At 47.1% G+C, this 18,832-nt stretch carries 23 protein-coding genes and 1 pseudogene; 8 read left to right on the plus strand and 16 right to left on the minus strand.

What is annotated here, in order from left to right; all coding sequences use genetic code 11:
• Positions 1-136 precede the first annotated feature (136 nt).
• Positions 137-1,507 (plus strand): DUF6538 domain-containing protein, encoded by a 1,371-nt coding sequence (locus DFR47_RS19560; protein ID WP_170137569.1) that lies wholly within the window; start codon positions 137-139, stop codon positions 1,505-1,507.
• A gap of 283 nt (positions 1,508-1,790) precedes the next feature.
• On the opposite strand, the gene DFR47_RS19565 is transcribed toward DFR47_RS19560, so the two are convergent.
• The 16 genes from DFR47_RS19565 to DFR47_RS19635 form a co-directional block, all read right to left on the minus strand.
• Positions 1,791-5,402: an SIR2 family protein gene (locus DFR47_RS19565; RefSeq protein WP_113946199.1), complete on the minus strand. Its 3,612-nt coding sequence runs from the start codon at positions 5,400-5,402 to the stop codon at positions 1,791-1,793.
• 107 nt (positions 5,403-5,509) lie between these two features.
• On the minus strand, positions 5,510-6,607 hold the full coding sequence (locus DFR47_RS19570) for an ATP-dependent DNA helicase (RefSeq protein ID WP_113946200.1): 1,098 nt from the start codon (positions 6,605-6,607) through the stop codon (positions 5,510-5,512).
• Positions 6,604-7,176, minus strand: coding sequence for a hypothetical protein (locus DFR47_RS19575; RefSeq protein WP_147245649.1), 573 nt, complete (start codon positions 7,174-7,176; stop codon positions 6,604-6,606). The genes DFR47_RS19570 and DFR47_RS19575 overlap by 4 nt, the downstream gene beginning before the upstream one ends.
• A gap of 1 nt (position 7,177) precedes the next feature.
• The gene (locus DFR47_RS19580; RefSeq protein WP_147245652.1) at positions 7,178-7,576 is read right to left on the minus strand and encodes a hypothetical protein; all 399 of its coding nucleotides are present in this window, start codon (positions 7,574-7,576) and stop codon (positions 7,178-7,180) included.
• Positions 7,563-7,988 (minus strand): hypothetical protein, encoded by a 426-nt coding sequence (locus DFR47_RS19585; RefSeq protein ID WP_113946203.1) that lies wholly within the window; start codon positions 7,986-7,988, stop codon positions 7,563-7,565. Before DFR47_RS19585 ends, DFR47_RS19580 begins: the two co-directional genes overlap by 14 nt.
• Complete coding sequence (locus tag DFR47_RS19590; protein WP_113946204.1) at positions 7,985-8,302, minus strand: hypothetical protein; 318 nt, start codon at positions 8,300-8,302, stop codon at positions 7,985-7,987. The genes DFR47_RS19585 and DFR47_RS19590 overlap by 4 nt, the downstream gene beginning before the upstream one ends.
• A 2-nt stretch (positions 8,303-8,304) precedes the next feature.
• Positions 8,305-8,445, minus strand: coding sequence for a hypothetical protein (locus DFR47_RS21890; RefSeq protein WP_170137570.1), 141 nt, complete (start codon positions 8,443-8,445; stop codon positions 8,305-8,307).
• Positions 8,442-8,870: a hypothetical protein gene (locus tag DFR47_RS19595; RefSeq protein ID WP_113946205.1), complete on the minus strand. Its 429-nt coding sequence runs from the start codon at positions 8,868-8,870 to the stop codon at positions 8,442-8,444. The genes DFR47_RS21890 and DFR47_RS19595 overlap by 4 nt, the downstream gene beginning before the upstream one ends.
• On the minus strand, positions 8,845-9,045 hold the full coding sequence (locus DFR47_RS19600) for a hypothetical protein (protein ID WP_113946206.1): 201 nt from the start codon (positions 9,043-9,045) through the stop codon (positions 8,845-8,847). The genes DFR47_RS19595 and DFR47_RS19600 overlap by 26 nt, the downstream gene beginning before the upstream one ends.
• A gap of 10 nt (positions 9,046-9,055) precedes the next feature.
• On the minus strand, positions 9,056-9,796 hold the full coding sequence (locus DFR47_RS19605; RefSeq protein ID WP_113946207.1) for an exonuclease domain-containing protein: 741 nt from the start codon (positions 9,794-9,796) through the stop codon (positions 9,056-9,058).
• A complete protein-coding gene (locus DFR47_RS19610; RefSeq protein ID WP_113946208.1) occupies positions 9,793-10,092 on the minus strand; it encodes a hypothetical protein in 300 nt (99 codons plus the stop codon). The genes DFR47_RS19605 and DFR47_RS19610 overlap by 4 nt, the downstream gene beginning before the upstream one ends.
• A gap of 75 nt (positions 10,093-10,167) precedes the next feature.
• A complete protein-coding gene (locus DFR47_RS19615; RefSeq protein ID WP_113946209.1) occupies positions 10,168-11,400 on the minus strand; it encodes a RecT family recombinase in 1,233 nt (410 codons plus the stop codon).
• Positions 11,378-12,514 carry an exonuclease family protein gene (locus DFR47_RS19620; protein WP_113946210.1) on the minus strand — a complete coding sequence of 379 codons (1,137 nt, stop codon included), beginning with the start codon at positions 12,512-12,514 and terminating at the stop codon, positions 11,378-11,380. Before DFR47_RS19620 ends, DFR47_RS19615 begins: the two co-directional genes overlap by 23 nt.
• A complete protein-coding gene (locus DFR47_RS19625) occupies positions 12,511-13,791 on the minus strand; it encodes an ATP-binding protein (protein WP_113946211.1) in 1,281 nt (426 codons plus the stop codon). The genes DFR47_RS19620 and DFR47_RS19625 overlap by 4 nt, the downstream gene beginning before the upstream one ends.
• Entirely contained in the window at positions 13,788-14,009 is a 222-nt protein-coding gene (locus DFR47_RS19630) for a hypothetical protein (RefSeq protein ID WP_113946212.1), read from the minus strand. Before DFR47_RS19630 ends, DFR47_RS19625 begins: the two co-directional genes overlap by 4 nt.
• 824 nt (positions 14,010-14,833) lie before the next feature.
• On the minus strand, positions 14,834-15,484 hold the full coding sequence (locus DFR47_RS19635) for a LexA family transcriptional regulator (protein ID WP_113946213.1): 651 nt from the start codon (positions 15,482-15,484) through the stop codon (positions 14,834-14,836).
• Between the two features lie 120 nt (positions 15,485-15,604).
• On the opposite strand from DFR47_RS19635, the gene DFR47_RS19640 reads away from it, so the two are divergent.
• From DFR47_RS19640 to DFR47_RS22195, 7 genes and pseudogenes are all read left to right on the plus strand, one after another.
• A complete protein-coding gene (locus DFR47_RS19640; protein WP_113946214.1) occupies positions 15,605-15,883 on the plus strand; it encodes a helix-turn-helix domain-containing protein in 279 nt (92 codons plus the stop codon).
• A gap of 17 nt (positions 15,884-15,900) precedes the next feature.
• Positions 15,901-16,230, plus strand: coding sequence for a hypothetical protein (locus tag DFR47_RS19645; protein WP_113946215.1), 330 nt, complete (start codon positions 15,901-15,903; stop codon positions 16,228-16,230).
• A 10-nt stretch (positions 16,231-16,240) separates the two neighbouring features.
• The gene (locus DFR47_RS19650; RefSeq protein WP_113946216.1) at positions 16,241-16,726 is read left to right on the plus strand and encodes a ribosome modulation factor; all 486 of its coding nucleotides are present in this window, start codon (positions 16,241-16,243) and stop codon (positions 16,724-16,726) included.
• A 173-nt stretch (positions 16,727-16,899) separates the two neighbouring features.
• The gene (locus DFR47_RS22405; RefSeq protein ID WP_113946217.1) at positions 16,900-17,283 is read left to right on the plus strand and encodes an HNH endonuclease; all 384 of its coding nucleotides are present in this window, start codon (positions 16,900-16,902) and stop codon (positions 17,281-17,283) included.
• Positions 17,280-17,849 carry a class I SAM-dependent methyltransferase gene (locus tag DFR47_RS19660; protein ID WP_113946218.1) on the plus strand — a complete coding sequence of 190 codons (570 nt, stop codon included), beginning with the start codon at positions 17,280-17,282 and terminating at the stop codon, positions 17,847-17,849. The genes DFR47_RS22405 and DFR47_RS19660 overlap by 4 nt, the downstream gene beginning before the upstream one ends.
• Positions 17,842-18,426, plus strand: a complete 585-nt coding sequence (locus DFR47_RS19665; RefSeq protein ID WP_113946219.1) for a hypothetical protein — start codon at positions 17,842-17,844, stop codon at positions 18,424-18,426. Before DFR47_RS19660 ends, DFR47_RS19665 begins: the two co-directional genes overlap by 8 nt.
• A pseudogene (locus tag DFR47_RS22195) lies at positions 18,426-18,776 on the plus strand (CHC2 zinc finger domain-containing protein); the annotation flags it as partial. The gene DFR47_RS19665 and the pseudogene DFR47_RS22195, both read left to right, overlap by 1 nt.
• Between the last annotated feature and the right edge of the window lie 56 nt (positions 18,777-18,832).

Genomic DNA, 18,832 nt, shown 5'->3' on the forward strand with positions numbered 1-18,832 from the left:
CGCCGTCCGCACCACCCTTTAATCTACATTTTATTGTTTTCATTCAGCTTTTTCACTACGATTTGACAAAGCCGTTTCGTTCTGCAATTTTTTGTGTAAGAATTTGTGCAAGTTTCTGTGTAAGAAGATGTTGCGGATGAAGCCTTCTAAAACAAACTACAAGACAGGATCCCACCCTGATCGCTTCCTATCATTAAGAGGGGGAACGTATCAGTATCTGCGTCATATTCCTTCAGAAGTGAAAGAGATGGACAAGCGTGGCCCTGTGATACGCCTCTCCTTGCGTACCAATGATCTCGCAAAAGCTAGAGCACTGAGAGACATTCACGAGGAAGCTGACAATATCCTTTGGGCCTCACTTACCATGAATGAGGAAAACCCGTGGGAGAAACATGAAGCGCGTATTCGTCTGGCGCGTGCGATGGGGTTCAGCCATAGACCGGCAGCTGAAATTTCTGCAGGTTCGATCGAATCTATCCTTGAGCGTATTGAGGCAATCCCAAGAACAGCACAATCAAAACCAGTGATTGAAGCAATCCTGGGCGACGCAGATACACCGAGTGTCAGCGTGCGCGAAGCCTTCGACATCTATGTTGAAAAGATTGAGGCGCATAAGTTGCGCAGCAAAAGTGCCAATCAAAAAATCAGATGGCGGCAAAGCAAGCTACAGTCGATCATCAATTTCGTGGATGTCTGTGGCAACCTCGATATTCATTCCATTACAAGAGCGGAAGCTCGCAAGTTTTATGACTATTGGATGCAGAAGATTGCTCCAATGGAAGGCCAAGGAACACACTCTCCAGATACGGGCAACCGACGACTTGGCGATATGAGCGAGCTGTATAAGTCCTATTTCACCTACATAGAAAATCCGGACAAGGAGAATCCCTTCGAGGCTCTACGCTTTAAAAGAACGGGCAAGCTGCGCCGTAAGCGCCTTCCCTTCTCCCATGAATGGATCACAGACAAACTGTTGAAGCCAGGTGCATTGTCCGGCTTAAATGATGAAGCCAGAGGCATCTTCCTCGTGATGGCAAACATAGGTGCGCGACCAAGTGAGATCGCCAATCTTTCGGCCGACCGGATCATACTGGATCACGAAGTCCCTCACATTAAAATTGAACCGGACGATGATCCGGATGATCCTCGCGAAATCAAAACGGAAACGTCGATCCGCATCATCCCACTCGTGGGGCTGGCGCTTGATGTAATGAAAAAATATCCGAACGGGTTCCCACGGTATCGCGATAAAGGAGACACGCTCTCAGGCGCCGTTGGGAAATATTTGCGTGAAAATAACTTATTCGAAATGCCGCGGCAAACATTCTATTCGCTGAGGCACTCCTTTGAAGATCGAATGAAAAACGCAAAGATCGATGCGGAAGTCCGTAAAATTTTGATGGGGCATTCCATCGATCGGCAAAGCTATGGCGAAGGTGGATCCCTGAAGCTTCGCCAAGAAGCTATGCAAGCAGTGAGCCTGCCTTACGATCCTGTGATCGTTTAAGTCTGGCGTGCACAGCTGACATCTTGTTATCAGCAGACTGCATTTGCTCTAACTCTTGCTCAAGTCTTTCATATATAGGGAGATAGATATGGCCTTTATCTCCCATGAGAACCATAATCTCGGCCAAACGATCGAGCGCATTGTCTATCCGCTCTGGTGTTACAATCATCTCATAGGTTCCATAATTGGAGGGGGTATTTAACCAAAGTATGCTGGTAAATATTCTAGTCAGAAAAGGTGGACTTTGCTTACAGATAAAACAAAGCCCAAGATGCCATTTGGATTATTTATATTGTGTGGTGCGTCGTTTCAAAGACTGAAATCTTCGATCAATTTTAATATTATTATCTGCAGCATAAAGACGATCAAGTAACTCTGCCATATAATAATTAGTTTCTCCGTCTGGCCCACAGACTAACCAAAGCAGGTCAAGAACAGATGCAGGAAAATTCTCTGGCACTTTACTCTTTATAATCCAGTGAAGCCCCGCCAACTCACCTGAACCAACATGAAAGTATGGTCTTAATCTAGCGCAAGCTTCAGGAAAAATTTGACCTGCATATGCCACTAAATAAAAAAGATGACGATTATGAGCGTTATCAATATAGCGACGCTCCTTTGGCCATATGAGGTCAAAGAATGGGAATATAGTTTTTTCCCAGACCTTGGCTGGTTCATGTTTCAAATTCTGTATCCATCGCACAAATGCATCAAGCATACCGGAGCGGATATAATTAGGAGCTTCTTTTAACACTTGCCTTACATCAACAAAGTTAATACCCCATCCATCAGAATTATCGCCGTGTAGTGTGTGGATGGCTGGTCGCAACACACTTAATGCAGTCTGCGTAGAGAAGTTTGAATTTACTCCTCCTTCAATAACTCCAAGCAACACAACATCACGCGCAAATTTAGTTATTTCAGGTGTGATATTGCTATGAGAAACTAATACTGCGCGCAACGCACGCGCTTCATCAGTATTTTGATTAAGCAACGGTATCAGATATTTCACAGCCAACGCTTCATCAGCATGCAGTATAAAAGCAAGATCATGAATTAAAGCCGAACGGGCGATTACTCCAACTTGGCTTTTGTCCAGAGATATAGATATTAACCGTTCACACTGACGTTTCAGGTACGGTCCACTATTCTTAATTGTATGATTTAACTCGGCAAGGAGTACGTGAACGAGTCGACCTGCCGAACAATTTATCGCACGCTCATAAATGTTTCGCTTAAAGTCAATCTGCTGGTCAGTTTTTTTGATTGCAGCCCAAAGCCGATCACACCAATTCTCTAAGTTAGAGATATCTCGTCTCGGCCCTGAGACTAAAGTTTCTACAATATTGCTCGCAAGGATTTCAAGAGAGGAATCATCCAGCTTTTCAAGGTGAGCCAGAGCTTGAACAATCAAAACGCGACTTGTATCCTCTTGTTTCGGATCATTTTGATACGCTAATAATGGAAGAAAAATATTCCACAATTCGAGATTAGAGCCTTCTAATGAAGAGCCCTTCAGTACTTGAAACGCCCCCTGCAGGTCAGAACGACAATAATTTTCCCACCCCATTTTCTGATGTATATTAGGGCTACGAATTAAATCTGTTGCAACTTTTAGACGATCCGCAGGTTCAGCCTCAATAATTTGACTGCTATCACCTTCAACAGTGGTGATTCCACTACTGTAAGAATTGAAAAAATCGCTATCCTCAACCTTTCGATTTAGATATGAATGCCGTACTACTATTGCTTCAAGTTCCGCACGTCCTTGCTCAGAGAGTACCTCGGCCTCATCGAGCATGTTGAGATGTAACCACACTTTAATATCTAGAGAGTGTTTTCGCCAATCAACCTCTCCTTCAGCTATTGAATAGCGAGAATAGTAGGCTTCACCAGTACTTAAAATACGCCTTACAACAGCATCTAGAATTTCGGGATCGGCCTCAGCAGCTCTGTCACGTAGCAGCAAGGCGAACTCCCGGCGGATGGTCCAAAAATCCGTTTCGTTCAGGTCAAGTAAGAGCTGCAACGCTTCATTTGCAGAGCACGTCTGTGTATTACGAGCAGCATGAAGCATTAGTCGTTTACCCAAACGGCCCGGTAATGAGCGCCATTGCGATATCAAGTCTTTAGTGCGGTTTTGATCCATAGCAATAGCTTTTGGTAGACCTTGCACTATCATACTAAGAAGAAAAAGCATTCCATTGTGATGCTCATTTTGTTTATGCCTCTCAATAGAAGGCACTGTATAATCAGTGAGATCGTAATCTTGTAAGATTAACTCAATCTCTACTGCCTGGTACAATGTAGATCTTAGGGATTCAGTGCATAGTTCAAGGACGCGCAACATATGTTCTTCGCGTTCAATCAAAGTCTCAATAGTTTGGTTCGCATCATATTCATCAGTAACTATTAATTCTAACGATACATATTTTGAAATACGTAAGTTGGAACTGTGCACATCCTCTGGTGTAACATAGGGCCGTCTTGCTTTTAGCACAGGTGTAAGAAGCGCTATAGCTTGTGTTAATTCACGATCTAGAATCAAACCACTTCCAAATGCATGCTTTAACTCTAGAGCTCCACGATCGAATATGCGATGTCCAACGTGACTATCTGGTTTCGTTAAAAATAAAAGGCGCCACAATTTAAGCCAGAAAGGTGAGACTGAAGGTGTTTGCCTTAAAAACTGATCGAGCTTTGCAAGAAAATCACTTTCAAGAATATTACTCCACTCAATGGCAACCATATAACGTTGCCGGTCTTCAAAATTGCGGGCAACCCAAGAAGCGATCACCCTGGATGCATCTGTTTTGGTCCATAATTTATTCTCATCAAGTAAGTGAAACCAGCTTGGATCGGTCACGGCTGTAATAACAACCGGCCAAAGATCGTTGTGATCTGATAAAAGCCAAGAAAGTTCCCTTAACTGTTGAGGGGAGATATCAGTATTTTCCCTGGAGAGCATTTGCTTTGTGCGCTCAGCACTCAATAGCTGTGGAGTCTCAACAAGGTCTGCTAGTTGCGCAAGATCTTGCCATAGCGGCGAATGATCTTCTCCTCCCGTCTGGGGATTGCGTTTACAATATGATAAGGGGGTAACTGCTAATGTACCCCACCTCGCTTCTGCTTCATTAGGATCATGCTCGAAGGTATCGAACGCATAAACCGGTTTCAAATCAGGAAAGCGTGCTCGATCAGATTCAAGAACATTGAGAAAATAACGAACCGGAGCATCGTTAGCACTATAACCAATCAGAACAATTGTTTTGCAACGTGCAAGGTCAAAGAGAAAACGGGAAGCCCAGCCTGATCGCATATAAGCATCACCGTAATCTGCACTAGTCAGAATGAGTGGCGTTGAATCCAGATCAAGCTGCGTGTCTTCTAACCTACCGTGAATGTGAATGACGCCAGAAAAACTTGCTCCTCCTGGGGCAGGCAATGACTGACCTGCATAACTGGGTGTTCGAATATTCTCTGCTAAACTCTCAGAAGCGCGTTCAAGCAAAGTGTCGAAATTGGTAGTAACAACGACAATTTTGTTATTAATATCACGTGAAAGTCTTAATACAATGTTGTGTTGATTGAGGTTTATATTATCTGGAACCGCGAGTAATTCTGAGACGGTGCTGATCATGTTCTCAGGCTCAGCTAAACGGCGGCTAAGTGATCCTAGAACCTCTTCATATCGTCCTCCTATGAAAGAGCTTTCCTCAGAAGGATTTTTGTCGATTCCTAGTTTGCTATACGTATCTGCAACCAATGTTTCAAAACCTGGCAGCTGCGGCGCACTAATACCTGCACCACATAAAAATACTACTTCACCAGCCTTTAGCGCCTGAATAAAAGGACGAGGGAATTCGGGGCCAAGATTAGAAAAGCGCAAAGCCATAACGAAACCTTTCAATAATTCGATTATCTAAAGCGAATTCACACTGCGATTTATTGTTTTTACTCATAACTGATTCACAGGATTTTACTTCAATCATAAGGCCGACTTTAAATAACAAGTGTCAGGTGTTCGGCAGCCCGTGTAACTGCCGTGTAAAGCCACCGTGCTCGGTCCTCACGAAACACGGAGGATTCATCGAACACACAGACGTTGTCCCACTGAGACCCCTGTGACTTGTGGCAGGTGATGGCATAGCCGTAGGTGAATTGTTGCGTTCCGCGGAGCTCTGAATATGGAAGCTGCAGAGCAACCGCTTCATCTTGGAAAAACTCTTTTCGGACTTGAACCTTAAACGCTTTACGATCTGTGTCCGGATCATCAAGCAGCAGGTTAACCTTGGTTTTATGCAGCCGACTTTCCTGCACTCGCAGAATGTCGCCATTGAAAATCTTGACGAGCTTATCGTTGCGAAGACAGATCAATGGTTCACCCTTGTCGGGCGTGCTTTTCTTATGGCCAGCTAACTCTCTGAGCCGGTCATTGTACCGTTGCCGCGTATCATTACGGCCGACAATAACCATATTGGCATGAGTAACAGCATGCGGATCCAAATGTTTCCGCTCAGTGATAATCAGCCCATCGGTCTGCATTTCATCAAATTGCGTAGTCCCGGTTCTGATCTGAGTAGCAAGCCAGATGATAGGTGACTCTGCAGCTTGGCGATGCACCTCTGTCAGCATGTGGTCAGGCTTACCTGACGTGAAATAACCGCCGCCAGTTACTGGAGGAAGCTGTGCAGGGTCACGAAGGACGAGAACGGGAATCCCAAACGCGAGCAGATCTTTACCAATCTCCTCGTTCACCATTGAGCATTCATCAATCACTATAAGACTGATGTTCGCCAAGTCAGATGATGGTCGGCGCTGAAAACGCACCTCCCCATCTTCCATTTCCTGTGGTGAATAGATTAACGAGTGGATTGTTCTTGCCCCAACACAGCCTTTCGACTGCATCACTCGTGCCGCTTTACCGGTGAAGGCAGCGAATGCCACCTTCCCTCTGGTATTTTTTGCAAGGTCGATTGCAAGTGTGGTTTTACCAGTGCCGGCATAGCCAGCCAGATAAAAGACAGGATTGGACCGCGAGCGCATCCATGCACTACACTTCGCAAGGGCGCTCTCTTGTTGCGGAGACCAACTTCTCATGATGGATCCCTCCACCCTTTGAAGCCTTCCATCTCTTCACCCAACGCATTGAGTTTGCGGAGGGAGGTCACACGGGTATAAAAACCACCCCTGATGTATTTGATAGCCTCTTCCATACACTCAGAAAGTTTGGCCATGTAATGGCGATTGTATTTATCTGCTTCCAGACTGTTCGCGTTGACTTGTCGCAAGTGAATGACTTCCTCTTGCAATCTACGCAGTTCGCCTTTCAGACCTCCAGACATAGCGGCTCCAGGTAGCGGGGCATAATCTTCATCAATCCCCAGCACCACTTCCAAATAACGAGCTTTGCTGGCGGCTAATTTCTTATTGACTTCACTCTTGCGCTTTTGGCTTTCAGCCAGTGCATACTCTGCAGCTCTCAGCTTAGTCTCAGCAGTTGCAAGACGTTCCATTGTCGTGGCCACAGGAACGCGATCAGATACAAGATATGGCTTCTGACATGAATGTGACGACCATGAGCCGTAAGAAACGTGCTCTACACCAAAGCGGTCAACGCCATACCAAGTCATTGCTTCCATAGCTGGAGTAACGTGTGGATGAGCCATGTCACCCTCTCTTTCTTTTATTAGAATTTTTATTCGCCTCACCGGCGTTAATTGGCTGAATATCCAGCTCATACCCAAAGCCCCACACAGGCTTTATCCGCATGCGAGAGCCGCGAAGTGTTTGGTTCATCAAACAAAAATGAACGCTCAAAACTCTTCTGCCAGGTTCATCAAGTGGATAGTTTTTGGTGTGAGCTATGACATCCAGCAGAGCATCATGGGTCATCGGAGATGGATGCTTATTGTATAGGGCTAAGAACAATGCCCCTTTCACAATCGGGAAGTTGTAACGGACCTTGTCCGCAATAACTGCCGCACCATTATCAAGCACACGAATACCCTGACGGTCTGGAAGTGGCTGTAAGCAGCTCGGGCAACAGCGAACTTTATCCCTCGCCATCACTCTCTCCCAGCCAGACCCTTCCAACCACCGGATTTACTGCGCTTTGGAAAATGCTATCAGCAACCTCCTCCGCGATTTCCGGCGAAAATGGCCGGCCGATGAAAGGCTGCAATGCTGAGAAAATATGTTGCCATGTGTCCTCAACAGGCGCCGATGAAGCACAAGCAGGACACTCACCCGGATGGAAGTATGAGTACCGGTGTAAGGTGCATGTAGCGATCGTGAGGAATACAACATTCGGTTTCCTGGTGGGGCTTACGCTCGCGTTGGCCAGATCAGCTCGCACATATTCGTAGCAAAAAATATCAGCCGGCTGGTCCATGCCGACGATGATATGATTGCTGGAATAGGCCGTAAAAATTCGTGCTGGCATACGCTTATTCAATGACGTGTCAGGCTCAAAGGTCATATTGAGACCTCCTGCACTTTGACCACGCGATCATGCATGTAAATCACGCGGATCCGCTGACCTACAGTACCATCCACATTAACAGCTCGTCCTCTGTATCGTGTGATACGTCCGTCAACTACAGTGGCATCGTTAACAAGCACTCCGTGGGGATGTGCTTTTGTGATGACAATCTTATTGTGGTAACCAGACTGCCGTAATAAAGCATCTGTCAGCTCGCGTTCTGCTTGCGTAAATCGCTTGTCAGCTTCCTGCTTTTTCTGTGCGGCAAGATCATATTGACGCTTCATCTCTTTGACTGAGTGCTGTGTCATGGCTATTCACCCTTCACCACTTTGATTTTCGTGATGATCGCGTCCGGAATCATGTCCTTGGCAATTTTTTGGGCTTCATTGGGCGTCTCAGCGGTCACATCTAATGTGCCATCAACCGCCGTGTGAACACGGAACTTTCTCATTCTTTTGCATCCTTGCTGGGGGTGGTGTTCTTCTGGCGAAATGGCCGACTTGGCCATTTGCTTTTCTTTGGTGCAAGCTCTCCAGTTTGTTTGGTGAGCAATGTCTTGCGAAATGCCTCCTCTTTCGCGTTGACCCGGCGCATTTTAGCGATCTTTCCGATGTCTCCATCGGCGGTGGTAATCCGCTTCTCTCCACCACGACCGAATGTCTTGAGCTTATGTTCATGGATGAGAAGCATGTCGATGTATGCTGGGTCGTTGGCAGGCGGTATGGTATCGCCTGTCAACTCATTGATGGGTCTAAGGGCTAACGCAGGGTTATGATCGAACTGAACGTCTGCTGTGGTCAGTCCAAACCGGCGTAACGCTGCAGTTAATTTGACCCGATCGGGTATCGCCTTACGAGGCGGTCTCGTTTTGCTCATGATCAGCATTCAGCAGAGCTGCGATTTTCTGCGCTGAGTCAGGCTGAATACAGAGGCAGACGACACCACTATCGTCACCTTTGAGAATTTGGGCTGCTTTAACGCTATTCAAAGTCACATAGGTTTGGACTTCAGAGTGCTCGTCTTCGATAGTGATAGTGATAACTTTGTACATAGCTGCCCCCTTAGGCGAATGGAGTACCCGACATGGTCAATTTATTGAGCCAGTGACGAGCCGTATGAAGGATCATTTCCTTTTGATCCGCGCGAAAGGTGCGCTGTGGATCAAGACACCATCGGAGATATCCTATCTCCATCTCCTCCCAAGGCTTACCTTCATGGGTTCCGAAAGGTACGGCCTTCATTAAGATCGGTGTGTTCGTCAGCTGGATCAGAGCAGATGGATGCTTATCTTTGACCATCTTTGAAAGAATATGCGCAGTGACATAGGAGTCAGGGCCGGCTCTATGAGGTGGCATTGCATGTTCAGGCCACTGAAACTGCTCATCAACACCCAACCAATACCTCAGAGTTTGATTTGAATGCCCAGGCGCATCAGGCCATAGATGGCGCGCGCACTGCAGAGTGCATATCCATGGGAAAACTCCCCCGCTAAAGAAGCTTTTCTCAAACTGCGCATTGTGGGCGACAAAAATATCCCCCGGCATCATTCCTTCCAGAAGTAAAGCAAGAGCAGCATCTGGTGTAATCGCCTCGGCCACATCTTCATCGCTGATGTGATGTATGCCGCGAGCTTCCGGCGTAATTGGAACACCGCAATTTACAAACGCTGAGTATGGCTGCGAGACAGAACCTGTTACTCCATCGACATCGGTGAAACCGATCTCGCACAACCCCACTGGTGTACCTTTTTGACGGCGCTCAGGTTTATCAGTTGTTTCAAAATCAACAGATCGTAACTTCATACCTGCTCTCCCACGATAGCCACGGGAGAAAGAACGTGCTTCTTGAGCTCGGCCTTTGCCACCACCAGATCATTTTCAATGACTTTGATTAAAGCGCGGATCAGCGCCCCACCAATCTTTGGACTATTAGAAACAGTTGAAATTATGTTTCGGATTTCATCACTCGGGTGATCTGCCTTGACCACTAAACGATGCTCGCCACCATGAGCTTCAAATTGCTTCAGTAGGCGCAGATCGTTCTCCTTGGCCGAAATGGATGATGAAAGCACCTCGGCTGTATTCCCAAAACTCTGCATGGTATTACCTATCTAAATTAATAGCATGAGCCATGAGGCAGTTCAGTGACTGCCTCGCGTGGTCTCAATGCTAAGTTACTGATACTTTCCAACTTTTAGTTTATCGACGCCGAGCAATTCTTTGGCATCATGAACAAAAACTGCATGGTCAGCAGTCCATGGTTCGCCAGCAATCTCTTTATGAATTGACCAATCAACCATATCGATACAGGCCTTGATGAGCGGCTTGGCATACTCTGGAATGTGAGGTTGCCAGTTTTTCGCCGCCTCTTTCAGCACGCCACGGCGCTCCTCGGCCGAGATGGTTTTATCCGTTGCAATGGCCAGCACTTTCTCAACTGCTTCGACCAGTTTTTCTTTATCTTCACTGGCGATAGAGATATCGGGAACTTTAGGCAGAACATTTGTCTTTACCGGTTCCTGTTTCTGCTTTTGCGCATGGGCTTTTTTGCTGGATTGTTCCTGCACCGGCTGACCATTTTCAATAGGCTGCATTTCCTTGGCCTGAGATGCAGTGAACGTCAGAGCTTCAGATTGCTGATGCGAAATAGAGCGTGCTGGTTCATGCTCAAGGACTTGTCCAGTAAACGGATTTACCCGTTCGGCAACACGTGGCTGACTGTAATCAAACATCTCATCCTGACGCTCAATTAATGCACGGATCTTGTCGTTGTTAATTGAGATGTACTTTGCGCCACGACGAAGTACCGACTTACGATACATTTCGGTTGGCCAAATGGTCCATGCCGGACTATTCGGCGCCTTTGATGCTTTTCGCACTGCCTCAAAGTCAGCCATTGTCATAACTTCCGTGTGCATTACACGGCGCAGATTGTCACGAAACACTGCGTAGCCACCAATGATAGCTCCACGTTCTTCAATTGAAGCAAAGCGATCTGGCTTATGGCTCAGCGCATCTGGATCCGCCTCGTCATAAATAAACTCGTCATTCTTATGAACGACACTACAAGCAATTGAGAATACCCCACCAAGTTCTTTCATGCGTTTGATGATGCCCATTACCATTGGTTGGTAGTTGGCCAAGAAAACGCCGCTGGAATTTTTATAGGGTAAGATAACGGCTTCTTTTGAATCTGGGACAAGACCATCAGCTGCACATTTTGAAATCTCGCGACGAAGGCTTTCCTCAGAGCATTTCAAAATGTCAGGGTTTTGCTGAACAGCAATCAAGAAGACCGATTTAAGCCTGTCGAAGGTCTGACCATTATCAATGACAAGCGGCTCAACGACGGCGCGGATGTTGTCAAGTAAGGTTGCCGCACTATCAACGGTTATTTGGTTGCTCATACTGGATCCCTCGGTTGTAAGTCGGCATGACAGAATGGTTTAGTCGCAATGGGACTTGCGGCGGTGGCGTCCACAGCTGATCTGAGCCCCATAGATTTGTGTAAAAGCGGTATGTGTCGAGCGCAGCGGCAACAATGTTCTTTGCGTGCGCAAACATTTTGTCTTCAGTGTCAATGGATAGTGTGACCGGTACCATCGCGTTATCTTTACGCATCATGACCCACACCCAATCAGCACCATCTGCGGTCAGAAACTTGTGCAGATAATTACCGGCTGGAGGCGTACCGAATACCATGCCCAGCTCCAGAAGCTTTAACGCAGCATGATAACCTTCCATGTAAGCGGCAACTTGTACGTCATAGGCCATGTCATAGACTTTGCGGATCGCAGCATCTTCATCATTGCCACCTTTGTATGTGGCAAACGATTTAAGATCGACGATCAGGGCCTTGCTGCGTGTTGCAGTGGGCGCAAGAGAATAGTCAAAGCGGCACTTACGACGTAGCCCTCTTTCATCAATCCAAAAGATCGACATTTCCGCGGCACCATCAATCAGCGTACCGGCTTCCATCACCGCTGTTAGAGTAGGATCGCGTTGCATGTTGCTGACCGCATCCTCAATTTCCCTGACCATGCGATCCGAAAGCTCAACATAGTTCGGGTGATCAAAATGCCATTTGGCCAAGATCTCATCGAAAAACTCAGGACAATCATCCAGTTCTTTTGCTCGAGACATGAGGTCCAATTTATTGCCAGTCAGCTTTTGACCATGCATGCGCAGAAAATCTTTGATCTGATCAGCAGTATTTAGCGCCTTCGGGAAGTCGTTTGGTGTCGGTAATTTTGCATAGCGCTGATCAAATGCCGCCTTACCCTCCAGCACCCGACAATGCCACGCGTGACCCCATTTAAGATGCTCTGGTTCAGATACTTCTTTGTTAGGACGAAGACGGTCGTACTGCCATTTGCATGGCTTTGTGGCTAAGTCTTTGATTGAGGTGGAACCGAGTGAGTTATCAGCATGGTAGATCGCTTCTGGAAGGTTGAAGTAAATCCCTGGCGCTAGAGAGTATGTCCCGTCTGGATTGGCTATGAAATCAAGAGCCTCACTCATTCTGCTGCCTCCACTACAGAGGAAACGACAGCGCCCTCCTCAATAAGAACTGCAGATTCACGACCGGAAGAGACAGTTTCAATCCAGATCTGGTATCCGTTCTTCTCTGCGTATTCGCGAAGAAGATCCATGCTTTCCTCATCAAGCAGTGAGCCATCACGAACGCGGATCACACGTAAGGCTGGGTTCATTGCGCCGGCTATCGCCACAGAGGCACGCAGTTGCTCTGCATCACTGGCCTGATCAAATGGGTTACCATTGAGCAAGACTGAATCTTCGGTCAGCATTAAACCATCAATGGGAAGATTGGCCGCAACAACAGCCGCTGCAGATGCCTTTTTGATTTCTTCAATCTGATTGCTCAAAGCTTCAGCGGCCGTTTCCTTGTTCGACATCTCAGTCTTTAAGCGTGTGCGTTCTTCAACGCGAGCCGCAATGCTGTTTACATGGTCGGCCTTTGCGAGCCCGTCACGAATTGAGGTAAGGTCTATTTTGTCCTCAACGACAATGCCATCCAGCTGATCACGGAGCTCTTCAATGGACTGTTCATTATGGATGATAGCTTTTTCAAGCGCTGCAATTTCATCGCGCTTAGCTTGAATGCTGCCCTCAAGGTTGCTGATATCACGATTAACGATTTCGGCTTTACGAGCTTCTGCTTCAACTTTGCTGTTATGCTCCATCGCTTTTTGTAGATCGATGGTTAGGGCCTCAACACTAATGCGCGGTGGCAAGTCACCTTCAGGCAGTGTAATAGCGTCAATGCGTCCTTTGAGATCACGTACTTGGCGATTGATGTCTGTGCGGTTGTCAAAGAGTTCTTTGGCTTTTTTATCAGCCGCATTAAAATCGTAGTCAGGCACCAAGGCACGTAACGCCACGACCTGTTCGCTTGGTTTTTTGCGAGAGAAGGCGAGCGGATCAAATGTCAGATCACCAAGGAATTTATTTAGAAGTTCTTGTGGGCTGCCAAACTTAGCACCATCACGGTTTTCGACAGTCAGAGAGATCGTTACATCACCATCTTCTTTGACTTTGAATTTCTTGGTGACAACATAATCCCCTAGATCCAGACGAACGTATCCGCTTTCAGCACCATCACGCACCGGTTTGGACTGGATAATTTTATTGCCACCCATTGCCCAGAGAATTGCATCAAGGATAGAGGTCTTTCCCTGCCCGTTCTTGCCCGTGATTTCGACAAGATTGCTATCCGGTTTAATTTCGACAGCCACCAGACGCTTAATATTCTCGGCATTAAACTGAATGATTTTCATGAGTTCATCTCAATAGTTCTGATTGCAGCTCGGCCTTCCGCAATGAAGCGATCGCGGGTGACCTGTGGAAGGCGGCGCCAACGTCTGACGCAGGCCTGTTCAGGCGTTTCCTGAATTTGTTTTCCGCCCACGGTTGTGCTCATGCACGTTCCAAATCCGTGACGGATAAATGTTTGGTAAATTGCAAAGCCCACGGCTTCTTCCTGCTCGGGCGTCATAGGGAAATTCCATATGCGCGGCCTAGGGTGATAACCCTCGCCTGTTCGATTAAGGATGATTGGGATTCAGTGAGTTTATCGCCACGATGCCATGCACGAATTGCATCGGAAACAGCGGAGACTGATACACCTTCAATACCACTGTTGCATTTCTCATGAGATTTCATCATAGCCTCAAAGCAATAATTAATTCACAACGTATTGATGTATATAATACGTAGCGAATTAGATTTGTCAACTCGCGTATTAAATAATTCATAGCGTATTGACACTGAGGCGTATTTAGTTGCAGAAATAAAGAGGCCCCGCACCTTCTGACAAAGGCCGGGGCTTGACTGGTAAGTGAACTTCTTGGCGGAAGAACCAGTAAGTGGGAAATTACAACACTTAATGTTTCTATCCAACATCTATTTCATAGAGATCAGTTCGCCCTTGTGTATGACGGCAACCGGTTCGGCACAAAGGTGGATGATGAGTAAGGAACGGGATTCGATCTGACTCAAAGGGTTTCTGGCGGTGTCTTAGACACTGGTGATCTGCCCTGATCGACGATGATGCTATCGAAAAAGAGATCGATATGGTGGGGTAAGCAATGTGCCACCACCTGTGGGATAAGCGGCGGTCGGCTCGGTTGGGCATGATCTCTCCTCCTACCCAGGTGCTCTGCCATTTTAATTTATGGCAGGGTTCTTGGTTTGTGGGAGTCACAGCAGTCTCTCAATTGAGCATAAGAGAATTTTCCAATCATAGAGATTATATAAACAGGCTTCTTGTGGAATTGTTTATATACGCTGATAAGAAAAAGGCGGGAGCCCCGCCTATTTTTAAAGCATCGAAACTTTAGCTTTAACTCTCCCAATAATTTCAACGGCTTCCATAGCTCTTTCGAAGCAGTCGTATCGTGGGTTCCGACCGGTAATCCTAAGCGTTTTAGGCTCTGAATTAGGTATTACCTCGAGCATTTTTAAGGAAACTCCAGCTCCATCAAAGACGGCAAAAGCACCTGGAGGAGATGGTCGAGTATCAGAGGTATCGACAACTACACAGTCGCCGGGAAGCAGCGAACCGACAGCGCTCGGATCGGTTGGATCATACATATAGTCACCAACAACTTCGATAATTCTGGAGCTATCTTCTGGTATCCGGAACCGCTGAGAAAGAAACTCATTCGGCATATCAAGCTGCAGATCCGTAGCGAGGTCATTCTGCTCTTTAGTTTTCTTATACTGAACGAGCCCCTGCTCTTCAGATCCTTCAGTGTCATCGGTTGAATTGAAGATCAGTACAACAGGATCAATGCCTAAATGTTTGGCATAATGCTTAGCGGCCTCAGCATTGATACCACGCCCACCATTCTCATGGGCTGTATAGGTTATTGGATTAACACCCATGGCTCTTGCCGCCGCAGATGCAGATTTAAAGCCCGCATTCAGCCGAGCCTGCCTTAGTCTTTTATGCGCGTCTTGCATCTCCATGACACTAATCGCCTTTCCTCGGGAGCTGAATAAATTTTTGCACTCAACGTATAAAATTAATACGTATCGTATTGACTGAATATAATTCACACCGTATTGTTTACATCAAAACGGAGTAAAATGACAATGGAAATTAATTCAGATCGAACCGACACGGCATTGCCCAAACTTACAGGTAATCAAGTGCGCTTCATCAGAACGATTTTAGGGGAAAGCCAAGCGAAGTTTGCCAAGCGCTTTGCCATATCTGCAGCATCCGTATTTCGTATTGAAGCGAAGGGGGATGATGAGATGACAAGTCCAGAGATCATCCTCATTCACCAGCTTGCTGTTCGCTACAATATCGCAATTCCTGAGCGTCTACCTCGCTCCGGCGAAAGCGCTACACCTGCACCATAACGACACGGAGGTTGATTATGGCAAGGGGAAGAGAATTAATTTGGACTGATGAACTAGACCGACGCGTCAAACTAAAGCTGCAAGCTGGAATAGCGAAGACACGAATAGCAAAAGAACTCGGCATTCATCGCTGCCAACTCCTCCGACGCATTAAAGTCTTAGGTATTACGGACGACAATTTATTTGAAACGCCGAACTGTATGCCAGCCTCTCACTTAGAAGGCTTTAAGCGCGCAAGACGCGGCTTTCATGTTCCTGCTCCATTAGAGCCAACTTATTATGACCTCTTAAAACAAGGGGTTCCTATCGAAGAAGCCAGAAAAATTTTGAAAATCAAAAAGGATTAAAGGTAAGCAAATGGCAACGCTAGGTCACAACACTAAGACTGATCAGGAACTATACGAAGAGCAGAAGTTTCTCGAAGGCTTCAAAAACATCAAATCCCTTGAGTCCGATATGGCCGGTAAAAAGGGTGATATTGGTGCGGAGTATAAACGTCTCAAGGATTTGGGTTGGTCAAAGAAAGATATTGAATTTGCGAAGTCTCTTGAGGACAAGGATTCAGGGCAAATCATTGCTGACTTTGAGCGCAAAATTCGTATTGCCAAAATGTTTGGCCACCGAGCTGGGCGCCAGCTTGAAATGCTGGACGAAGATCGTACCCCACAGGTTGACCGTGCATACGATGAAGGCTTCGCAGTAGGCCGTCGCCGTGGTGACGCTAGCAATCCATACCATGCCGGCTCACAAGAAGCACAAAGCTGGCAGAAGGGCTTTAACGACGGCAATGAGCTGTCCAATAAAGATCTTGCCGCAGCTGTAAACGATCAGCAGCCGGACTAATTACCACCCTATCCCCGGCAATTATGCCACCAGAGAGAATACTTCGGCGCCAATGCGCCGGAGCTTTTATTGGCAGCACAGCTGCAGAACTCCCCACAATCTAAAAGGATCGAGCATGGATATGCGTCCACGCAATGCACGAATTCGATCTCTGACATTGAGACGGTGATCTCATGTCATGGGGCCGCTTATCGAATTACCAGCAGCGTAAATTAAACAAAGCCTTTGAACGTGCTGACAAAGAAGCAGCACTGAGAGAACAGAACGGTCGGTGCAAATACTGCCTTGACCCTCTCTCTGTTAAAGCAGCCACCCGCGATCATGTAATCCCGCGGGTGTCAGGTGGTCTAAACCACAAAGAAAACATCGTCGCCGCATGTGCGCCCTGCAATCAAGCCAAGGGGCATACGCCTTACGGAAAGTTCATGCGGATGATCAGCGACCCGAAGCCAGGCGAGCCAATTAAATACCGCCTGATCTGGTTCAGCCGACAACTAAACAAGCGAATTGACTTGATGGACATGCGTGTTGCTCGCGCCATTGGGAGACGTATATGACCGTTACATACTCCAACTACGAGCTTAAAAAGAATGAGCTCTATGAGACCGAAGCTTGGGCGACCAAGACTCTTCTCAAGCACTTCCCTGTGTCTGGCGTGAAGGTGTGGGAATGCGCAGCCGGAAACCACAAAATGGCAGACGTTCTGCGAGCTGCTGGTGCGGATGTTTTCACCTCAGATATCGCCACTTACAAGCGTGAGCACGATGGTATCTTTGATTTCTTATCTGATCGGTATGACTACGAAATATTTGATGCAGTCATCACAAATCCCCCATACGGCAAGCAGAACAAAACCGCTGTCAAATTTGCTGAATTGGCATTGGCGCGCTGTAGCGGCCATGTAGCAATGCTCCTCACTGCAAAGTTTGATAGCGGTAAGACACGCAGGCATTTGCTTCGGGACAACCCGAGGTTCTTAGCAAAAATCACATTACTTGACCGGATCAGCTGGGAAGATAACGGCAAGACAGGCACAGAAGATCACGCGTGGTATCTGTGGGGACCAAGGCCATTGTTTCGATCACCATCTCTTCAATTTTATGAGGGGAAAGCCGATGTCTGATACTCCTGGCAGCTTTATTGTTTTGGATCCCGGCCGGAATATGGGCTTTGCTTATTGCTTAACCGGTGGTGGTAACATGCGCCACGGCACATGGCGCTTCACCCAAAAATCTGCAGGCGAAGCGTATGCAACATTTGTTGTATACCTCAAGCGCACCCTAGAAAGCCTTCCGGATCCACTGATCGGCATCGAACTCATGACCATCGTTGAACATGAAGGTCAAAACGGCAAGTCTCATATTGATGCTCAGCAGGTAATGTTTTCGTCGGGATGGCCGACCCATGCCCAGACGCTTTGCCACAGCATGGGACTACGTGAACCGCAGTTCATCGCTATTTCAACGTGGCGCAGCAAAACTCATGGCAAAACGCGTGCCCCGAAAACAATCACCAAGCAAGCTGACCGTTCAAAATGGTTTAAGCGACAGGCACGGGATTATTGTGAGCGCCAAGGCTGGTCCTACAGCACAGACGATGAGGCTGAAGCTTTATGTATGCTTGATGCTCTACGTATTCTCAATGAGCCAGATCATGCCTTTGATCGCGGCCGTGCTTTCCAACAAGATGGTTTGTTCTAATGAGGTTCTCGGAGAGTTTTCTCTCCGATCTTCTTGATCGTGTACCGATATCTGAGGTGATCGCGACACGAGTATCATGGGATCGGAAAAAGACCCGCGTTAATCGCGGTGACTATTGGGGCTGCTGCCCCTTCCATGGAGAGAGCAGACCTTCTTTTCACTGTGAAGACCGTAAGGGGCGCTATCACTGCTTTGGTTGCGGTGTATCGGGCAATCACTTCAGGTTCTTCATGGAGTTGGATGGGGTCTCCTTCCCTCGTGCAGTTGAGATGGTGGCATCCATTGCCGGCATCAACCTGCCCGACAGCGGCAGAGATGAGAGCCAAGCCGAGAGGGTTGAGCGCGAAAAGAGAGAACAGCAGCGTAAGGCCAGAGATGCCAGACGAGCCAGACAGGAAGAGAAAGC

It is taken from the genome of Pseudochrobactrum asaccharolyticum (assembly GCF_003314995.1).
Classification (GTDB): Bacteria; Pseudomonadota; Alphaproteobacteria; order Rhizobiales; family Rhizobiaceae; genus Pseudochrobactrum; species Pseudochrobactrum asaccharolyticum.